The organism is Pollutibacter soli (assembly GCA_029269725.1).
GTDB classification, from domain to species: domain Bacteria; phylum Bacteroidota; class Bacteroidia; order Chitinophagales; family Chitinophagaceae; genus Pollutibacter; species Pollutibacter soli.
Window position 1 is genome coordinate 1,145,430 of record JARJHS010000001.1, and the last position, 19,613, is coordinate 1,165,042.

Annotated in this window: 12 protein-coding genes; 4 read left to right on the forward strand and 8 right to left on the reverse strand. The window is 43.2% G+C overall.

Features of this window, described 5'->3' with window-relative positions:
* Window positions 1–62 precede the first annotated feature (62 nt).
* Window positions 63–1,784 carry a urocanate hydratase gene (hutU, locus tag P2W82_RS04615; RefSeq protein ID WP_336514671.1) on the reverse strand — a complete coding sequence of 574 codons (1,722 nt, stop codon included), beginning with the start codon at window positions 1,782–1,784 and terminating at the stop codon, window positions 63–65.
* A gap of 354 nt (window positions 1,785–2,138) precedes the next feature.
* On the reverse strand, window positions 2,139–3,635 hold the full coding sequence (gene hutH, locus P2W82_RS04620) for a histidine ammonia-lyase (RefSeq protein WP_336514672.1): 1,497 nt from the start codon (window positions 3,633–3,635) through the stop codon (window positions 2,139–2,141).
* 65 nt (window positions 3,636–3,700) lie between these two features.
* Between hutH and P2W82_RS04625 the strand changes: the two genes are divergently transcribed.
* A complete protein-coding gene (locus P2W82_RS04625; RefSeq protein WP_336514673.1) occupies window positions 3,701–4,714 on the forward strand; it encodes a WD40/YVTN/BNR-like repeat-containing protein in 1,014 nt (337 codons plus the stop codon).
* Window positions 4,715–4,939: 225 nt separating this feature from the next.
* Here P2W82_RS04625 and smc read toward each other — a convergent pair whose 3' ends face one another.
* Window positions 4,940–8,470, reverse strand: a complete 3,531-nt coding sequence (gene smc / locus P2W82_RS04630) for a chromosome segregation protein SMC (protein WP_336514674.1) — start codon at window positions 8,468–8,470, stop codon at window positions 4,940–4,942.
* A gap of 294 nt (window positions 8,471–8,764) precedes the next feature.
* Here smc and P2W82_RS04635 point away from each other — a divergent pair, with 294 nt between their 5' ends.
* On the forward strand, window positions 8,765–9,502 hold the full coding sequence (locus P2W82_RS04635; RefSeq protein ID WP_336514675.1) for an EcsC family protein: 738 nt from the start codon (window positions 8,765–8,767) through the stop codon (window positions 9,500–9,502).
* 978 nt (window positions 9,503–10,480) lie between these two features.
* Here the strand turns inward: P2W82_RS04635 and P2W82_RS04640 are convergent.
* On the reverse strand, window positions 10,481–11,866 hold the full coding sequence (locus P2W82_RS04640) for an aminopeptidase P family protein (RefSeq protein WP_336514676.1): 1,386 nt from the start codon (window positions 11,864–11,866) through the stop codon (window positions 10,481–10,483).
* A gap of 102 nt (window positions 11,867–11,968) precedes the next feature.
* On the opposite strand from P2W82_RS04640, the gene P2W82_RS04645 reads away from it, so the two are divergent.
* A complete protein-coding gene (locus tag P2W82_RS04645; protein ID WP_336514677.1) occupies window positions 11,969–12,826 on the forward strand; it encodes a carbonic anhydrase in 858 nt (285 codons plus the stop codon).
* 273 nt (window positions 12,827–13,099) lie between these two features.
* Complete coding sequence (locus tag P2W82_RS04650; RefSeq protein WP_336514678.1) at window positions 13,100–14,098, forward strand: Gfo/Idh/MocA family protein; 999 nt, start codon at window positions 13,100–13,102, stop codon at window positions 14,096–14,098.
* Between the two features lie 108 nt (window positions 14,099–14,206).
* On the opposite strand, the gene P2W82_RS04655 is transcribed toward P2W82_RS04650, so the two are convergent.
* The 4 genes from P2W82_RS04655 to P2W82_RS04670 all read right to left on the reverse strand — a co-directional run bounded on the left by P2W82_RS04655 (window position 14,207) and on the right by P2W82_RS04670 (window position 19,525).
* On the reverse strand, window positions 14,207–14,596 hold the full coding sequence (locus P2W82_RS04655) for a hypothetical protein (protein WP_336514679.1): 390 nt from the start codon (window positions 14,594–14,596) through the stop codon (window positions 14,207–14,209).
* A gap of 755 nt (window positions 14,597–15,351) precedes the next feature.
* Window positions 15,352–16,410: a VOC family protein gene (locus tag P2W82_RS04660; RefSeq protein ID WP_336514680.1), complete on the reverse strand. Its 1,059-nt coding sequence runs from the start codon at window positions 16,408–16,410 to the stop codon at window positions 15,352–15,354.
* Window positions 16,411–16,646: 236 nt separating this feature from the next.
* The gene (locus tag P2W82_RS04665; protein ID WP_336514681.1) at window positions 16,647–17,441 is read right to left on the reverse strand and encodes an SDR family oxidoreductase; all 795 of its coding nucleotides are present in this window, start codon (window positions 17,439–17,441) and stop codon (window positions 16,647–16,649) included.
* Window positions 17,442–17,602: 161 nt separating this feature from the next.
* Window positions 17,603–19,525, reverse strand: coding sequence for a beta-N-acetylhexosaminidase (locus P2W82_RS04670; RefSeq protein WP_336514682.1), 1,923 nt, complete (start codon window positions 19,523–19,525; stop codon window positions 17,603–17,605).
* Between the last annotated feature and the right edge of the window lie 88 nt (window positions 19,526–19,613).

The following is a 19,613-nucleotide window of genomic DNA, read 5'->3' on the forward strand; positions in this document are numbered from 1 at the left end:
ACAATCTCTGAGGTAGATTGCGACAACATTTCTACCTTCAACGTTCATCGCCTGCCTGCCGGCTAAGGCAGGTTCAACGTTAAACCGTTCTTCTCCGCGGTCTCTTTCGCCAATTCGTATCCCGCATCTGCATGACGGATAACGCCAATGCCCGGATCATTGCGTAAGACACGAGCGAGCCGAGCCTCAGCTTCCGCAGTGCCATCTGCAACGATTACCATACCCGCATGAATGCTGTATCCCATTCCCACTCCACCGCCATGGTGAAGACTTACCCACGATGCACCACCAGCAGTGTTCATCAACGCATTTAAAACCGGCCAATCAGCGACTGCATCACTTCCATCCAGCATGGCTTCTGTCTCGCGGTTGGGTGATGCAACTGATCCTGTATCAAGATGATCACGACCAATAACAATAGGTGCTTTTACTTTTCCCGTCCGCACAAGTTCATTGAATGCAAGCCCTGCTTTTTCTCTTTCTCCCTGACCAAGCCAACAGATGCGGGCAGGCAATCCCTGGAAAGCAATTCTTTCTTTTGCCAGACGCAGCCATCGCTGCAAACCTTTGTTATCCGGAAACATTTTACTGATAACTTCATCAGTGACCGTGATATCACCAGGATCGCCACTCAAAGCGGCCCAGCGAAAGGGTCCCTTTCCTTCGCAGAACAAAGGTCTGATATAGGCCGGGACAAATCCGGGAAAATGAAAACAACGACCAGGAATAAACCGACTTCTCAGTTCTGCATCATCATCAGTTGTTGCACGTTTTTCAAATTCGGTTGCCCGTGCGCGTATGTTATTTCCATAGTCAAAAGTGACTGCTCCCCTATCCATCAATTGCAACATAAGTTGCACATGCAAATACATTGAACGATACGCATAAGAAAGATATTCTTCCGGATGATCAACCCGCAGCAGCTTTGCCTGAGCATGTGAAATTTCATGCGGCCAGTATCCGATTAACGGATCGTGCGCAGAAGTCTGGTCACTCAAGGTATCTGGAGTAATGTTCCTATCGATTAACCTCTGCAGAAGATCAACGACATTGCATAATACTCCTATTGAAACTGCCTCACCTTTCTTTTTTGCTTCGAGTGCGCGATCAATAGCTGTATCGATATCAAGGATCATTTCATCACAATATCTCGTCTCAATCCTTTTTTCAATTCGCCATTGTTCCACTTCTGCAATGAGTGCTACACCTTCATTCATCGTTATCGCAAGCGGCTGTGCGCCACCCATGCCACCAAGACCAGCAGTGACATTCAAAGTGCCTTTCAACGTTCCGCCGAAATGTTTGTCGGCTACTGCAGCATAGGTTTCATAAGTACCTTGTACAATTCCCTGGGAGCCGATATAAATCCATGAACCAGCCGTCATCTGTCCGTACATCGTCAAGCCTTTCTTTTCCAGTTCATCAAAATGTTGCCAGTTCGCCCAGTTGGGTACAAGCTGCGAATTGGAGATTAACACACGCGGAGCATCTGTATGTGTTTTTACAATCGCAACAGGTTTCCCGCTTTGTATCAGCAGCGACTCATCGTTTTCCAGAATTTTCAGTCCCTTGATGATCTTATCCAGTGCATCAAAATTTCTTGCCGCTTTCCCTCTGCCGCCATATACGATCAGATCATCAGGTCGTTCAGCAACAGCCGGATCGAGGTTATTCAGAAGCATTCGTAATGCGGCTTCCTGTATCCAGCCCTTACATGAAATAGAGGAACCTGTTGGTGTTTTATATTTTGATTTGTCGTATCCTCTTGCTGCGGCCGTTTCCATGATCTCTTATTTTTTATTTACGAATACAAAAAGAATCAGATTATAAATTTACTACTTAGGTTGAACGTAATATCTAAGATCAAAAAGTCAGGCAAGTAACTTCCGTTCAATAAATTCAACAGAAACTCACTTAGATATTTTTACCGCCTCTTCATTCCCGACCTTGCCGCCTTACCGTCTAATACTTTTTAACGCAACGACAATGATATTAATCAACGGTAGACGGAAAGTCGGGAAGACCGGAAAGAAAACGGGAAATAACAATCACACAACCTGCTACAATCTCAACAGCTAACTTTCTACGTTAAACATTCAACTTTTTACGCCTTCCTGCCGGCGGAGGCAGGTTCTACGTTATACCAACGGATAGTCCCTTATGAACGAAACCGCCGAGATCATGTCGTCATGCAGCACACGATCTTCTGCAATAAAACTTACTTTCTCACGAAATGCTGAAACTACTTTTTCTATCTGAGGGGAAGACTTAAGAGGCCTTCTGAAATCCAATGCCTGTGTAGCAGTCAATAATTCAATCGCTAATACGCGTTCAACATTATTTATCACACGAAGACATTTCGTTGCTGCATTTGCGCCCATACTCACATGATCTTCCTGGTTATTGGAACTGGAAATAGAATCTACCGAGGCCGGAGTACACAGCTGTTTATTCTCACTAACAATACCCGCGGCGGTATACTGCGGAATCATAAACCCGGAATGCAATCCAGGATCTTTCACCAAAAACATCGGCAAACCTCGTTGACCACTGATCAACTGATACGTCCTGCGTTCGGAAATATTTGCCATCTCACTCATCGCAATCGCAAGAAAATCCAGATTCAATGCCAACGGCTGTCCATGAAAGTTACCACCACTAAGGATCAGGTCTTCTTCCGGAAATATATTCGGATTATCAGTAACCGCATTGATCTCGCGAAGGAAAACACCGAGTATATGATCAACACTATCTTTAGAAGCCCCATGTACCTGCGGAATACATCGGAAAGAATAAGGATCCTGTATCTGTTTCTTTTTCTGAACACAGATTTCACTACCGTCTAGCCATTGACGTAAGTTGGTGGCTGTACTCACCTGTCCGGCGTGGGGACGAATGCGTTGAATCGCTGCGTCAAAAGGTTGTGTAATTCCATCAAATGCATCAAGTGAAAGCGCGCTGATGAAATCTGCCCAGGCCAGTAACTGTTTTGATTTAATAAGGCAATAAATCCCGTAGGCACTCATGAACTGTGTACCATTGATCAGGGCAAGTCCCTCTTTGCTTTTCAATTGAATATTTTCCCAACCGAGACCTTTCCACACTGTTTCTGTTTCTGTTTTCTGATTCTTATAATATACTTCGCCAAGCCCGATCAATGGCAAACACATATGACTTAGTGGAGCGAGGTCGCCACTCGCACCGAGTGAACCCTGGGTATAAATTACAGGAAAAATTTCCTGGTTATGCATTTCCATCAAGCGCTTAACGGTATCTATCTGCACACCTGAATGACCATAACTCAAAGATTTTATTTTAAGCATCAGCATCATTCGTATAATTTCTTTCGGTACTTCATCCCCCATCCCACAGGCATGTGATTTCAACAAATTCGACTGCAATTGTTCCGTTTGTGAATCGTCGATATGTACATGTTGTAAAAATCCGAAACCGGTATTGATGCCATAAAACAATTCATCGCTGTTCGCGAGTTTATTGTCAAGGTATTCACGACACTGCACAATTTTCATGTGTGCATCATAGGTGATAGACACTTCCTGTCTGAATTCAAGATAATTACGAAGCTGATCAAAACTCAGCCAGGAACGGTCCAGAGGAAGATAATTGTAGCTCATATGCAAGAATGTCGCAAATATAACAAGTGGCTTATGCTGCCGGAACTTTATTATCTTGTCGTCTTATGAAAAATGTTTTTTTATTATCGATTCTTACCCTAATCCTTTCAGTTTTCAAAGGAAATGCGCAGGAGATTGAAATTATTGAAAGTGGTTTGAAAACTTCGTTTCGCGGACTCAGTATAGTGAACGACAGGGTCATCTGGGCAAGCGGAAGCAATGGAACTGTCGGCCGTTCCGTCGATGGCGGAAAAACCTGGAACTGGATGACAGTGAAAGGATTTGAGAAAACCGATTTCCGTGATATTGAAGCTTTTGATGAAAAGACCGCAGTTATCCTTGGTATCAGTGAACCAGCTTATATTCTCAAAACGTTCAATGGAGGTGAAAACTGGAAGCTTGTTTATTCGGACAGTACAAAAGGTGTTTTCCTGGATGCGATGGAATTCTGGGACGATGGACATGGTATGGCAGTTGGCGATCCGATAGATGGAAAACTGTATATCGTACAATCGATTGATAACGGCAACCGTTGGAAAAAATTTCCATCCGACAAACTCGATAAGCCTGTTACCGGTGAAGCTTTCTTTGCCTCCAGCGGAACAAATATCAGGCAACTCAACCGTGACTATGCAGTTATGGTTACAGGCGGTTTGAAATCGCGTATTTTACTGAGTGGCGTTTTGTATGATCTTCCGTTACAACAAGGCACCGAAAGCAGTGGTGCAAACTCGGTGGCGGTCTGGTTTCGTGGTAACGGAACTCATCGTATTGTTGTTACCGGCGGCGATTTTAGTAAACCAGCTCTGGCAAATGATGTGTGTGTTTACTCTACTGATCTTGGAAAAACCTGGAAAAAACCAGTAACAGGTCCTTTCGGTTATCGTTCCTGTGTTGAGTTTATTGACAAAAAAATATTGATTACCTGCGGTACAACTGGTGTGGATATGTCATTTGACGGCGCAGAAAACTGGAAGAATATAAGTAAAGAATCATTTCATGTGGTGCGTCGTGCTAAAAAAGGAAATGCTGTTTTTCTCGCGGGTGGAAATGGAAGACTTGGGAAGCTGAAGTACTAACGCCGGTTTGCGAATTTTTTAGCCAGGTATCCGATCCGCCGCGGCAGACGGGATACCTGGGAGCTTTCAGCAATTTTGAAATCGATTCTGAAAAAAAACAAGAGAAAAAACATTCCTGCGGCAGAATATTCTCCTCTTCACAAAGAATTTTCCTCCGTTCAACGCATAAAAAAAGATTGACAAATTTGCTGTCAATCTTTTATTTTTTAGCACCAATTTTTCTCACTAGTTCGCAGCCAGATTTCTGAAATCTACCGGCACAAGTTTACTAACACCCGCTTCCTGCATCGTTACACCGTAAATAATATCCACTGTGGACATCGTTGTTTTGTTATGTGTAACAATGATGAACTGTGACTCTTTACTGAACTGACGGATCATGTTGGTGAATTTGCTTACGTTGGCATCATCCAGCGGTGCGTCAACCTCGTCAAGGATACAGAACGGCGCTGGTTTGATGAGATAAATCGCAAACAACAATGCGGTGGCAGTTAACGTCTTTTCTCCCCCACTCAGCTGTGTGATCGAAGATGGTCTTTTACCTTTTGGCTTGGCGATGATATCAATCCCGGTTTCTGCCAGATTCTGCGGATCGATCATGACCATATCAGCGGTATCATCTTCTGTAAACAAGGCTTTAAATACCCTGTGAAAGTTTTCACGAACCTGGTTAAAGGTCTCAAGGAATTTCTGATTCGCAGTAGACTCGACTTCTTCTATGGTCTGGATCAATGTATCTCTTGCTGTTACCAGGTCATTCTTTTGCTCTACGATGAAGTCATATCTCTTCTTCATTTCAGTAAACGCTTCGATAGCTGTCGGATTTACTTCGCCCATATTTTCCAGGCGCTTTTTCATCTTATCAGCTTCTGCCTGAAGTTCTTCCTGGCTATCTGTTGACTGCCTCGCTTCATCAATAATGTTATCCAGCTCGACTTTGAATTCAACACTCAGGCGTTCTTTAATACCGGCGAGCTGTAAACGAAGTTCATTGACCTTGTCTTTGATCAGGTTCAGCAACTGATCCACCTGGTCCTTCTCTTTTACCTTATGACGAACAGCACTTTCTTTTTCATTTAATACATTACGCAATTGGTAATAGTGCTGATCTGCCTCGTTAAGGCTACGTTCCTCTTCTTCTTTGCGATGCAACATTTCCACCAGGCTGGTCTCTACTTCCGCGAGATTAACCTCTGTTTCAGTAATGTTTCCAATCGCTTCCTGCAACTGTACTCCACTGGTTTCCACCTGCTGGCGCAGATCATTGATCTGTTTTGTTTTGAACTCTGCTTCCTGTTGCAATGCATTCAACACACTCTGCTGACGTGTGTACTGCAGATTAATATCATTGAATGCTGTATTTGAAAATGCATATTCCTGTTCCGCCTGTGAATATTGCTCTTCAGAAGTACGCAGCTGATCTGCAAGCTCTTCCAGCTGACCATTCAGCTTATCAAGGTCAGCGCGAACATCAGCCATCGAATCTGTATTGTCCTGCAACTGGCCTTCCAGGTCTTCTTTCTTGCGCGATGCTGCTTCTTCAGACTGATGAAGACTTTCCAGTTTATTCTGAAGTCCATACACCTGGTTAGATAATAGGTTGATCTGGTCCTGTGTCTGTTTGATCGCGTTTTCTTTCAGCTTTTCGTTGTAGCCAATTACTTCATTGTGCTTGGCCTGGATATTTGCACGCAGATCGTTTACCACTATCTCCTGTGCACTGATTTCCTGAGCGAGTTTTTCGAGATTTTTTGCACGACCAATTTTCTTTCCTTCAAACAGACCTACGCTTCCTCCCGTGAGTGCGTATTTGCCCTTTACATATTTACCATGTTTCTCAAGAACGACGTGGCCATTTGAATTGGCCAGTGCTTCTTCATTTTCTGCGATGAGTACATTACCCAGCAGGTAATTCACGAGATTTTTATATTTCGGATCGAATTCAACCACGTCCATTGCGGAGAAGGTTCCATCGATCCCATGCATATCGTAATTAGCGGGCGTACCATTCAGTTTATCCATAAGGAAAAAGTTCGCCTTTCCTTTCTGGTTACTATCCAAAAGATGGACAGCCTGCAAACCTTCCTGCAGATCATTCACAACATAATAACTCAGGTAGGGTTCCAGTACATTTTCGACAGCGGTTCTGTATTCTTCTTTTACATAGATGATATCAGAAAGGATCGGTGCTGTATGGTTCCAATTGGGATTATTGTGAAGGAATTTTACGCTTTCAGGATAACCTTCCATTGAATCTATCAAACTCTTCAACAGTGCGTGTTCATTCTTTTTTGCATCAAGCCTGCGACTTTCATCAGCGAGTTGCGCTCGCAAATGTTCGAGTACTTCCTGGGTGAGGAGTATCTGTTCGCGTGTCTGCTCATGAATTTCCTGTAGCTGCTGAAGATCTATTCTTTTTTCTTCCAGCTCCTGTTCGCGTTGATCTTTATCTGCAGCCACCTGCTGTATCTGCAACTGGCGCTGGTTCTGTTCATCGCTAAGCTGATGTATTGCACGCTGTAAATTCTGAATGGAAGTATCACCAACGGCTACACGTTTTTCAGAATCGAACTGCATACGTTGTAAAGCCTGGTTTTCTTTTCTCAGTATATCGATACCGGCACGTTTTTCATCAAACACCTTCCTCTTTTCATCCACCTCATCACGAAGCGTTTCCAGCCTGTCCTGAAGCGCAACTTTTTTTGCTTCTTCATCGATCATCTGTTGCTTCGTGAAACGAATACTTTCATCGATACCTTTCAGCTGGCCCTCTGATTTCTGGAGAAAATCCTGCAACGACTGACCTCTTTCTTTAAGGTATAGCAAACGCTGTTTTGCAAGACTTTTTTCATTCTCACGCGTACGCACTGTTCCGAGGAAATCATTGAACGCATGTTGCATGCGCTGTAATTCCTTTTCTTTTTCAACGAACTCCAGTTTTTCCTGTTCCAAACCAGCTTCTTCCATTGCGATGGCGGCTTCCAGCTGATGCTTGCGGTCAGTTTCGGTCTGCTGTTGCTCAGTCAGATCTTTATACGTAAGATTGAATCCTTCCAAAGCGGCTTTCGCCAGTTCAACACTTACTACTTTGTATGCCTTGCGGATCTCGTAGTATTTTTCAGCCTTTTTTGCCTGGCTTTCCAGCATCTTCAGCTGGTTATTTATTTCAAACAGCAAATCTTCAATACGATTCAGATCCTGTTCCGTAGCGTCTAGTTTGAGACGTGCTTCTTTTTTCCTGGTTTTATAGATAGATATACCCGCCGCCTGCTCCAGCATTTTACGACGACTGTTATCCTTATCCTTAATAATATCATCCACCATGCCCAATTCGATAATAGCATAGCTGTCTGTACTCACACCAGTATCAAGGAACAGGTTATGTATATCCTTTAAACGGCACTGAACGTCGTTCAGGCGGTACTCACTTTCGCCGCTTTTATAAAACTTACGGGTAACAGTAACTGTATTGAACTCCGTGGGCAGGAGATTACGTGTGTTCTCGAAAGTAAGACTCACTTCCGCGAGACCACTGGCGCTACGCGAGCGCGAGCCGTTAAACACGAGGCTTTCCAGGTTCTCACTGCGAAGGTTACTGATCTTATGTTCCCCGATTACCCAACGTATACTATCAACGATATTACTCTTACCACACCCGTTAGGTCCGATGATGCCGGTAATACCTTCGTCGAAATTGATCGTGGTTTTGTCAGCAAAGCTTTTGAATCCTTTAATTTCTAAACTCTTTAGTCTCACGTGTCGTCCTTTTAAAAAATGATGGGAGGCAAATATAACAGAACAGGTTTCCAAATTAACCTTGCTGCACCGCTAAGTGTTCATTATTACTCCCATTTTATTAACAAAAATCCAGCCGGTCTGAAACTCAATCCCAGCGCGGGTTCCAGCGGATACGAGTTATACACAATATGTGAAAAAGTATTCAACTTTGTGTTGTTTTATTTGTTAAAAAGAGAGTGGATCCGGCCGTACAATTTGCCGAATTTTGTAATGTGAAGAAGAATATTCTATTTAAAGTTTAACTTGAAGTGTATGGCACTGTTAAATCAACTCAGTAGATACGAAAAAGAAGCGGCGATGGATATGCGCATCTGGCAGCAGAAGATGCAGCGTAAACCGTCCCTGCGGGCAAGAGTATCAAAAAAATTACAGACCAGGATCAATTCCTATATCCCTGAAAAAGTACACGAGGTGGTGACGGCCGCGATCCGGGAAACAGTAAAAGGTATGATGACGGGCGCAGGACTCATAAACCCTCCGCCGCTCACGGGAATCGATCTTGAAGGGCGGGAGGAACAGGCAAGAGGGAAAATCAAACTGTATAAAAACACGGCTGCTGCAGAGGGTGCAATTACCGGAGCAGGCGGCATTTTACTGGGACTGGCTGACTTTCCGTTATGGTTGAGTATAAAGATGAAGATGCTGCTTGAAATAGCGGCAGTGTATGGCTACGACGTCAGGGATACCCGTGAACGCCTGTATATCCTCGGAATTTTTCAACTCTGTTTTTCAAGTCAGCAACACCGCAACCTCGTTTACCAGAAACTGGCGTCATGGGCTTCAGCACCGGAATTGCCTGAAGATCTCAATTCACTCGACTGGCGAACTTTCCAGCAGGAATACCGCGATTATATCGATCTGGCAAAACTGTTACAACTGGTACCTGGGATTGGCGCCGTTGTCGGTGCCTATGTTAATCACCGGTTAACGGATCATCTCGGAGAGACAGCGATGAATGCGTACAGGTTGAGGTATTTTTCCGGAAATTGAACCTGGGAGGTCTAAGACCTGCGAGGTCTAATAGACCGGCAAGGTTTAAAGACTTGCGAGGTTTAAAAGACCTGCCAGGTCTGTCAGAAGGGAATCACTATCTTTTGAAACTACGTAAATCGCCAAAAGCAGATGTTTGCCAGAAATTGACCACATAAAGTGGCAACCTTGAAGGTCTAAGACCTTCAAGGTTTATATACCTGCGAGGTCTAATAGACGGGCAAGGTTTAAAAGACCTGCCAGGTCTGTCAGAAGGGAATCACTATCTTTTGAAACTACGTAAATCGCCAAAAGCAGAAGAAATTGACCACTTAAAGTGACAACCTGGGAGGTCTAAGACCTGCAAGGTTTAAAAGACCTGCCAGGTCTAATAGACGGGCAAGGTTTAAAAGACCTGCCAGGTCGTCAGAAGGGAATCAATATCTTTTGAAACTACGTAAATCGCCAAAAGCTGAAGAAATTGACCACTTAAAGTGACAACCTGGGAGGTCTAAGACCTGCAAGGTTTATAGACCTGCGAGGTCTAATAGACGGGCAAGGTTTAAAAGACCTGCCAGGTCTGTAAGAAGGGAATCACTATCTTTTGAAACTACGTAAATCGCCAAAAGCAGAAGAAATTGACCACCTAAAGTGACAACCTTGGAGGTCTAAGACCTGCAAGGTTTATAGACCTGCGAGGTTTAAAAAACCTGCGAGGTCTAATAGACCTGCGAGGTTTAAAAGACCTGCGAGGTCTAATAGACCTGCCAGGTTTTCAAAACGTCAGCTTGCAGAGCCAGAAAGTATCAGAAATATTACAATGTATGTATGTGGCAACAGGCAGAAGTTTATAGAATATAATAGTAGAGAGTCAAGCATGACTCCCTACCATTGTCAGCAGATTGGCCTTTTTCACACTGTTTTTCTGTTTCTGCTTTTTAATTCATTTTCCAGCTTTCCTGTATTCCGTATTCTCCAATCAGTATTCTGTATCCCCACTTATCGCCTGTATTCTTCAATCTCACTAATCTCCATCGGTAAATGTTTGCCTAATTTTCTCGCTCCCTGTGCCGTGATGTAAAAATCTTCTTCTACTCGGACACCCCCGAAATCGCGATATTTTTTTAGTGCACCATAATTAATGAAATCGACATGCTTTTTCTGCGATTCCCAGAGATCCATTAGAAAGGGATTGAAATATAAGCCGGGCTCAACAGTCAGCACAAATCCTTCTTCCAAAGCACGACCAAGCCTCAATGATTTCAAACCAAATTCTTTACTCTGTACAAGCTCCTCAGTGTAGCCAACATATTTTTCTCCAAGATTTTCCATGTCGTGTGTGTCGAGTCCCAACATATGACCAAGACCGCAGGGAAATAATAATGTATGAGCGCCGGCCGCTACAGCATCTTTTGTATCTCCTTTAAAAATCCCCAGCTCCTTCAAACCAGTGACCAACTGTTCGCAAGCGGCAAGATGAACATCTCTGAAAAGTATACCTGGCGACAATAACCCCGATGCATGTCTGAAGGAATTAAGAACGATCTGATAGATTTCTTTTTGTTGATTGTTGAAGGTTTTATCCGCAGGAAATGTTCGCGTCATATCACCTGCATAGTGCATAAGTGATTCTGCGCCGCAATCAGAGAGGATCAGTTGTCCTGGCTTCACTGTGGCGTTTGAATAGTGGTTATGCAGTATTTCTCCATGGACCGTGAGTATGGTTGGAAACGCGAGCTGAGAATTTTTCGCAATAACTGAACTATGCATAGCTGAAGCCAGCTCACATTCACGGATACCCGCAGCACCATTTTTCATTGCCAGCAGAAGCATATCAACTGTAAAGTCTACACCCGATTCAATTTCCCTGACTTCTTCTTCGGATTTTGTTGAACGCAACCTTACTACTGCTTTGATAAAAGCTTCCGATGATAGAAGAGTTACAACATTTGCTTCGACCTGCAGCAATTCCTGGATCTTTAAAAATGTTTCCGGGCGATAAGGAGGCAGCCAGTGGATTCGGTTATGCTTCTGCTTTAGGCCAGCCAGGTCGCGATGAAGCTGAACACATGGACGAACTTTTTTTATGCCAACCCGTTCAGCCATTTCTGTGAGTGGAGTTACCGGCCCCGTCCATACCAGGTCATCTTCTGTGGGTTCTTCACCATAGAGAATTGTTTCTCCGGTTGCTGCATCGATCGTTGCATCCAATCCTGGCAGATCAATTCCGAAGAAATAAAGAAAACTGCTGTCCTGCCGAAAAGGATAGTGATTGTCTTTATAACTCATCGAACTTTGAATGTTACCCGGGAAGAAAAGAATGCCCTCACCCACCTGTTCGGCCAACATTCTCCTTCTCTCAACATATGTATTCAATTCAAACATAAATGAATTTGCAGACCCTGCTGCGATGTGTTGTTTTTAAAAATAAGTATCCGGAATTTAAATCTGAAAAATCTTATTAATTTACTGAAGTCATTCAAATTAATGAAAAAGCTTTTCTTCTCTTTCCTGATAACGGCGGTAATATTGAACTTATTCGGTTGCTCGTCCCCGAAACAAAAAGAAACAAACGAAAAAGCAGCTTTACATTCAACAGATTCATCGCATCGATCACCACGGCCGGTTCATTGGGGATATCACGGAGATGACGGACCAGAACACTGGGCCGCTCTTTCGCCGGTATACGCTGCTTGCGGCGAAGGGAAAACACAATCACCAATTGATATTCAAGAATCAGGCACTACCACTGGTTCGGTTTGGAACCTCGAATACAAAAATACCTCTGTGCGTATTGCATATAACGAGCACATGAATGAAATCATTGACAATGGCCATACGATTCAGGCTTCTGTTGATGAAGGAAGTTCGCTTCGGTATGGCAATAAAACTTATCAACTCAAGCAATTTCATTTTCATACACCAAGTGAACACACACTTGATGGTGAACATTTGCCCATGGAAATGCATATGGTTCACCAGGCAAGTGACGGCTCACTGGCGGTAATCGGCGTATTTTTTGTCGAAGGGAAAAAAGCAAATGAAAATTTCAATAAAATCATCAGTTATCTTCCGGATGAAAAAGGCGAAAGTATTCATAACGCATCAGACAGTCTGAGTATTCGTCTGCATATTCCAACGGACCACCATGCTTATCATTATATCGGATCGCTGACCACTCCACCTTGTACTGAAAATGTTCAATGGCTGATACTGAAAGAAAAAATTTCTCTGACTACCGATCAGATAAAAGCTTTTTCTTCAAGGATCGGGCCCAACAACAGACCAACCCAGCCTTTAAATAAAAGATCTGTTGAGTTGGACGAACTAAAAGAATCTAACTAATGATCGGTTAAACGTAAAACGCACAACATAGATCGCAGAACGTAAAACGTTGGAGGCTTCACTTTCGGTCAGCCTCACAAAATCTAAATATTGAGACGCTTTCAAAGTATTCGGATGAGACTCTGTTTTGCATAGTCAAAATTTTTACGTCGAATAAAGGCGGCATTAAACGCTGTAGCCAATCCGGGAGACAACTGCCCCGTTATAAGCTAACGTTCAACTTTCAACGTTCTACGTTCAACCTTATGCCTTATCTTCAAAAAAATATCAATCATGAATGATATCCGTTGGGGCATCCTGGGCTGTGGCCGCATCGCTCACAAATTCGCAAATGATCTGCAACTGGCAGGTGGTGGGAAGCTTACTGCGCTAGCATCGCGTTCGCTGGAAAATGCGAAAGAGTTTTCCGAAAAATTCCCCGCGCAATATATTCATGGGAACTATGAAGAACTAGTAAATAATCCTGATGTTGACATCATTTACATCGCAACGCCGCACGGACTTCATCACGAACATGCATTGCTTTGTCTCAATCATAAAAAAGCGGTGTTATGTGAAAAGGCTTTCGCGATGAACAGCAGGCAGGTATCTGAAATGATCGATGCGGCAAGGAAGAATAATGTATTCCTGATGGAAGCCATGTGGACTAAGTTTGTGCCTCATTACCTCACGACCATGTCGATGATCAACGAGGGTAAACTGGGAAAGATCCGGAGTATGCAGGTGAATTTTGGTTTCGCAACTGATCCATCATTTCCACAAAGATTGTTTAAGCCTGCATTAGGAGGAGGCACGTTAATGGATATAGGCATATACAATGTGTTCCTTACCCTTTCTGTGCTGGGTATGCCTGATGAAATCGATGCATGGATGAAGCCATCAAAAGAAGGAATTGATGAACAGATGGCTGTTGTATTTAGGTACAATGATGGTTCCTTCTCACAGATGCTTTCCAGTTTTCTTACCAATTTGGGTACAGAAGCTGATATCAACGGAGAAAAAGGAAGGATCAAACTGACTTCAAGATTCTACGAACCCATATCCACGTCGATTGAATTTTTCCCGGGAAGGCCAGACAGTAAAGAAAATATTCCTTTCGAAAAAGAATCGGGCTGGGGTTACCAGTACCAGATCCGTCACGCGCATGATTGCTTACACAAAGGCCTGAACGAAAGTCCCGTGATGTCGCTGAAAGATAGTCTGCAACTTATGAACACACTCGATGCTATCAGGGCAAAAGCAGGATTGGTGTATGATGCAGACAAGGGTTAGATTAATTTTTCTGTTTGACTCATATAAAAAATAAAGAAGCCGGCGCTCTATATTCAGCGCCGGCACCACCTTGAATTTTTAAACCAACTGTAACCAATTATAACCAACTTATTTCGACAATTCGTAAGTTCCACCATCAGTTGCACTATCATCATAACCCCAGTTACCTAAAACTTTTTTCTGCTGCGGATAGAAAGCACCCACGATTGAATATCTGTTACCAGATGCAGTCATCTTGTACGATCCGGTAATGATATTGTTGCTATCCATCTCCCAAGTCCCTGTTCCTTTAACCGCGCCTGCTGAAGACAACTCTTCCAAAACACCATTTGATTTAAAATTCAAACTGAAAAATCCTTTCTCAGTTGAGGGGTCTACTGTGTAATTTCCTGTCCATACGCCATTGATTCCCACCTTTGCTTCAATATCATCTTTCTTACATGAACTAAATCCTGCCAGCACTGCAATGAAGAGTGCGATAATTCCTGTTGTTTTCATTTTTTTCCTGTTTAATAATTCTTATCTCCGATTGACTGTGTAAAAGTAGTTCAGGTATTATCGGAGAAGAAGTATCGTTGCTTGGTTGGCAGATATTTTGAGCAGATGGTATGAAGTAATAAGTAGTAAGTAGTGAGAAGTGAGCGTAACAGCAACCAGATTTGTTAACGCAGTAAGTTTGATTTGTGAGGGTTCATCTACCAATAATGGAGAGTTACTAATTGCTTTAATGAATTACACCCTCAACATCTGCTCCCCAACATCTTCCCACGGGCAAGCAATGTGGCTATTGTCGGACGAAGAAACATGAAATGTAATTACCGGAATCATAATTGCATATACAATAAATGAAGGCAATGGTTTCTTCTGATATCTCTCCTGTATTGTAAAAAGTCATTTATGTATAATTGACTTCTTATAATACTTACCCGTCAGCAGAAAAAGAGAACCGATGTTCCAAAAGTTACAATTACGCTTACTGTGTGTGATTTGTCGTAAACAAACAGATCAAACAGCGAAAGACAAGGGATCATTAAACTGAGAAATACAAAGAATGAAAAAACCTTTAAAAACATTCGCACCATGAACACAGGATCGAGGGTCTAATGTCGTTTATAAGTCTCGTAAATTATTGCAATCAGAAATTCATATCAGGAATCTCTGCTTATTTTCAACTGTCATTATAAACACCCGCTCACTGCATCCCCATTGGCGGGCTGTTCCCTTCTTACTACTTACCACTCACCACTTACTATTTACTTAACTCTCGTCAGTCCCAATGCCTTCAACATCCAGTTCGGCAGTGGCTTCGTGGGATCACGTTTGGTGAGATCAAGATACCAGCCGATTTTTTTCAGAATGGGAATCTTTTTTGTTTCAACAAACTCAATCAGTGCTCCATCCGGATCTTCAATATAACTGAAATGCCCTGCAGCTTCACCCATATCAAAAATATTTCCGCTGTCGACAGTATATGGATGTCCTGAAGATTCACAGAGCTGTTTCATTTCCTTCTGACTTCCTATATCAAAACACAAATGAATAAATCCGAGATCACCCCAGAAGCGATTCTCATAAATTTTTCGTGGGGTTCGGTCCAGCACCTGTATTAATTCAATTTCACTGGAGCCAAGCAATTTCGAAAATGCACCAACTCTTTCTTTGCTGTGTGTGAGGATGACTCTTTTGAACCTGCTGTTCCCGCCGGGTAGTCCGGCAAAGTCCTCAAAACTTCCTTCTCCTTCGTAAATCAATTGATCATAACCCAGGATTTTTGAATAGAATTGTTTTGACCTTTCAATATCGGTAACACCAATAATGCATCCGGCTGCACCACCTGTCAGTTGATATCCTTTTCCCGGGAACCAATCTTTTCCTTCCATCACCTGGAAAATATTTCCCCATGGATCTTTCAGGTAAAAGGCATTGATCGCACCGCCTGCGTAGCTTACCAGGGGGCTAAGCAAGTTAGCTTTCTGTGATTGCAGAAATTCAAAACTGCCCCTGACATCAGTCGATTTGATCTTGGCAACATTGAATCCGAGGTCACCAAGCTGAATCTCAAAATTTGCAGGCTGTGGGGTTCGACTCGTATACTGCCAGATTTCAAATCCGCCGCCACCTTTCATATTGATTGCCAGTATAGCGTGACGCTTGTGAGGCATTCCACCAGTATACGGCAACATCAGGTTAGCTTCTGCAGCTTCTTCGAAAACGGGAACATCCATTCCGAAATTTTTACGATACCACTCGAATGCTTTATGGACGTCGGGTACACCGATTCCGATTTGTTGAATACCTGCTATCGAGTTCATAGTTCTTAGTTCTTAGTTCTTAGTTTGAGGATTCAATTGTAAGTCTGCAGAAGTTGTTAGTTGTCGACCAGCCTGCCCGCAGGTTGGTTGTCAGAGCCAATTCAATACTTCGCACTATTTGGGATCACTGGTCCTTTTTTGATTTTCAGTTTACCAGTTTTCCGCCATCTTTCCGTTTCCTGTTTCTGTTTATCCTGTATCTTGTATTCTGAGCCCTGTATTTTATATTTCGCTGTCTATTCCGGTTTTTGTTTCCTTATAAAATTTGTAAAAAAATCCGGGAAAAACCTTTTAATCTGGGCGGCCATCACCTCCTTTCCCCCGATCAGCAATTCATATTTTCCCTTACGGATCCCCGTTAGTATGCGTTCTGCACACTCTTCAGCCGGCATACCCTCCTCCTGCCCTTTGTCCATGATATTATTTTTCTGCCCATCCCCACGTAAAGCATTCACGGAAATATTGGTATGAATCTTTCCGGGACAGACCAACAACACTTTGATATTATATTTGAAAACTTCCATCCGCAGGGATTCATAAAATCCGTGCAATGCAAACTTCGATGCCGAGTAAGCGGAACGCAGATAAAACCCAAACTTTCCAGCGACACTGCTGATCACTACGATCTGGCCTGATTGCTGTTTAATCATTACAGGCAACACCAGTTTTGTCAACCTGATTGCACCAAAGAAATTTACTTCCATGATTTCCCTGTCGGTTTCTATTGCAGTATCAATGGCCATTGCACGCTGACTGATGCCGCCGTTGTTCACAAGCACATCGATCGATCCGAATTTTTCTACTACCTGTTGAACCATGTTTTCCGCACCTGTCAGATCAGTAAGATCCATCGGAATGATCAGGCAGCGGTCATCGTCTAACCTGAGGGCGTTTTTTACCCTTTCAAGTTCTGAAATACGTCTTGCAGAAAGCACAAGCTTCGCTCCGGCATCAGCAAACGATTTTGCCAATGCTTCTCCTATGCCGGAGGAAGCGCCGGTTATCCAAACTACTTTGTTTTTAAAATCCATATTTTTTTAACAGATGGTAGACTGCAGGCAGCAGAAGTTTAAAGTAAACAATGAGCAGGCCGGTTATGAAATGCCAACCCTTACCATTACAGTTTTTGGGTTGCAAAAGCATTTTCTATTTACTAAAAGACTATCCACTCCTAGGCCTACCGTCAACTGTATCATTTAATTCCTGCTCTTTTCCTCATCTCGGCCGACGTCAGGGTAATCAACCTTCCGACTGGCTTTCCATCCCTGTACGCTATCAGTTTCAGATTTGATGCATCGACTGGAACCGGAATAGAAGTGCCGTCGTATTTTGGATAGAACTTATCCGGGAAGGAATTATCAAAACTGTAATAGATATCCAGGTTATTCAGCTCCCGGTCAAAATCCACCAGCATTTCATTATTACTTCCCTTTTTCACTTTCACCAGCGGATCGTATAGTGCCGGTGAATATTTCATGTTCAATAGATCATATCTCGCAAACTGCGCTTCTACTCTAGGAACGAAGCTTTCAAAATTTCGCTTGCTTTTTGGAGACCACAGCACTTCGGCAACGGCAAATGCACGCGGCCAAACCATATACTGAAGATGACGCGTATTGTAGATCTGTTCTGTCCAGATATTACCCTGGCCGCCCCGGATCAGTTTTGGATCGATGCCATCCGGAACCGGCTCAAAAGAATAGGTTGTTTTCAAACGAAGAGTTGCATATACCGGTGGCTCAATAGCAGGGTCTGTCTGCATATAATCCAGGTAAACAAAAGTGGTTGGCGTCATCACCACGTCATGACCCATTTTCGCGGCTTCAATTCCACCTTTCATTCCACGCCAGCTCATCACGGTAGCGCTTTTTGGCAGATCACCACCTTCCAGTATTTCATCCCAGCCGATCATTTTCTTTCCTTTGGATGTAATGATTTTTGAGACCCTTTTTACAAAATAAGCCTGCACTTCATGCATGTCTTTCAACTTTTCCTTTTGCATGAGTGCTTTTACCTGCGGACTTTTTTCCCAGAAGTTTTTTGCGCACTCATCACCCCCCATATGTATGTATTCAAACGGGAATATCTGAGCTACTTCTGTAAATACTTTATCAAGAAATACATACACCTTTTCATTGGCAGGACAAAGTGTATTGTCGATCAAAGCTGTAAATCCGTTCGCATGCCAGTCCATGATCTTTTCGCCTGAGCGTACGCGGTACTTGTCAGCTCCTGGTGTACAGGAGAGGTCAGGATAGGAAGCAATGGCCGCCAGGCTATGGCCCGGGATATCTACTTCAGGAAGAATATTTACAAAACGGTCAGCAGCGTACTGAACGACTTCTTTAATATCATCCTGGGTGTAAAATCCGCCGTAATTGCGGGGTTCTGCATCTGTCGGAGGTACGAAGTTTCCGAAATGGCCGGTACGTTTTACATTCCATGCCCCCACCTCGGTTAATTTTGGCAAGCTTTTAATTTCAATGCGCCAACCCTCATCGTCGGTTAAGTGCCAGTGAAGAAGATTGTACTTGTAACGAACCATATCGTCAATAAAATCTTTTACTTCCTGTTTGGTAAAAAAGTGGCGGGATACATCGAACATCAGGCCTCTCCATCCAAAACGTGGGTAGTCGGTGATTTCAACTACCGGGATCTTCCATTCGATATCTTTTACCTGTGTTTTGCTCACCGCTTCTTTTGGCAATAGCTGAAGAATCGTCTGGAGCGCATAAAATGCTCCTGCCGGTTTGTTGGCCGTAATATTCACGCCGGCGTTGGTCACAGAAAGTTTATATCCTTCATTTCCGAGGGTCGCATCAGCAGATTTATTCAGTTCGATATTAATATTACCCACATTACGGGTATTCGCACCACCAGATCTCACAGGAATACGGAACCCCGTAGCGCCGGATAGCTGTAAAGCAAAATTTTCAACAGCTTTGGCAAGAGCGGGGTTACCATCAGGAACGGAAATTGACGAGGACGGGTTGAGTACAAGAAAACCTTCACCAGTCCTGATCTCCGCAGGTTCGGGAATCACCTGGATCACCGGCTGCTGACCAAAACCGTGTAAAGAAAGGCAAAGAGAAAAAAGGAGAAAAATCTTTTTCATGACAATCGATTATGGGTCGAAAATAGTGAATGATTTTATTACCTTCCGGGTACTGAAATTTTTAAGCTATTCCGGACCGGAAAATTGT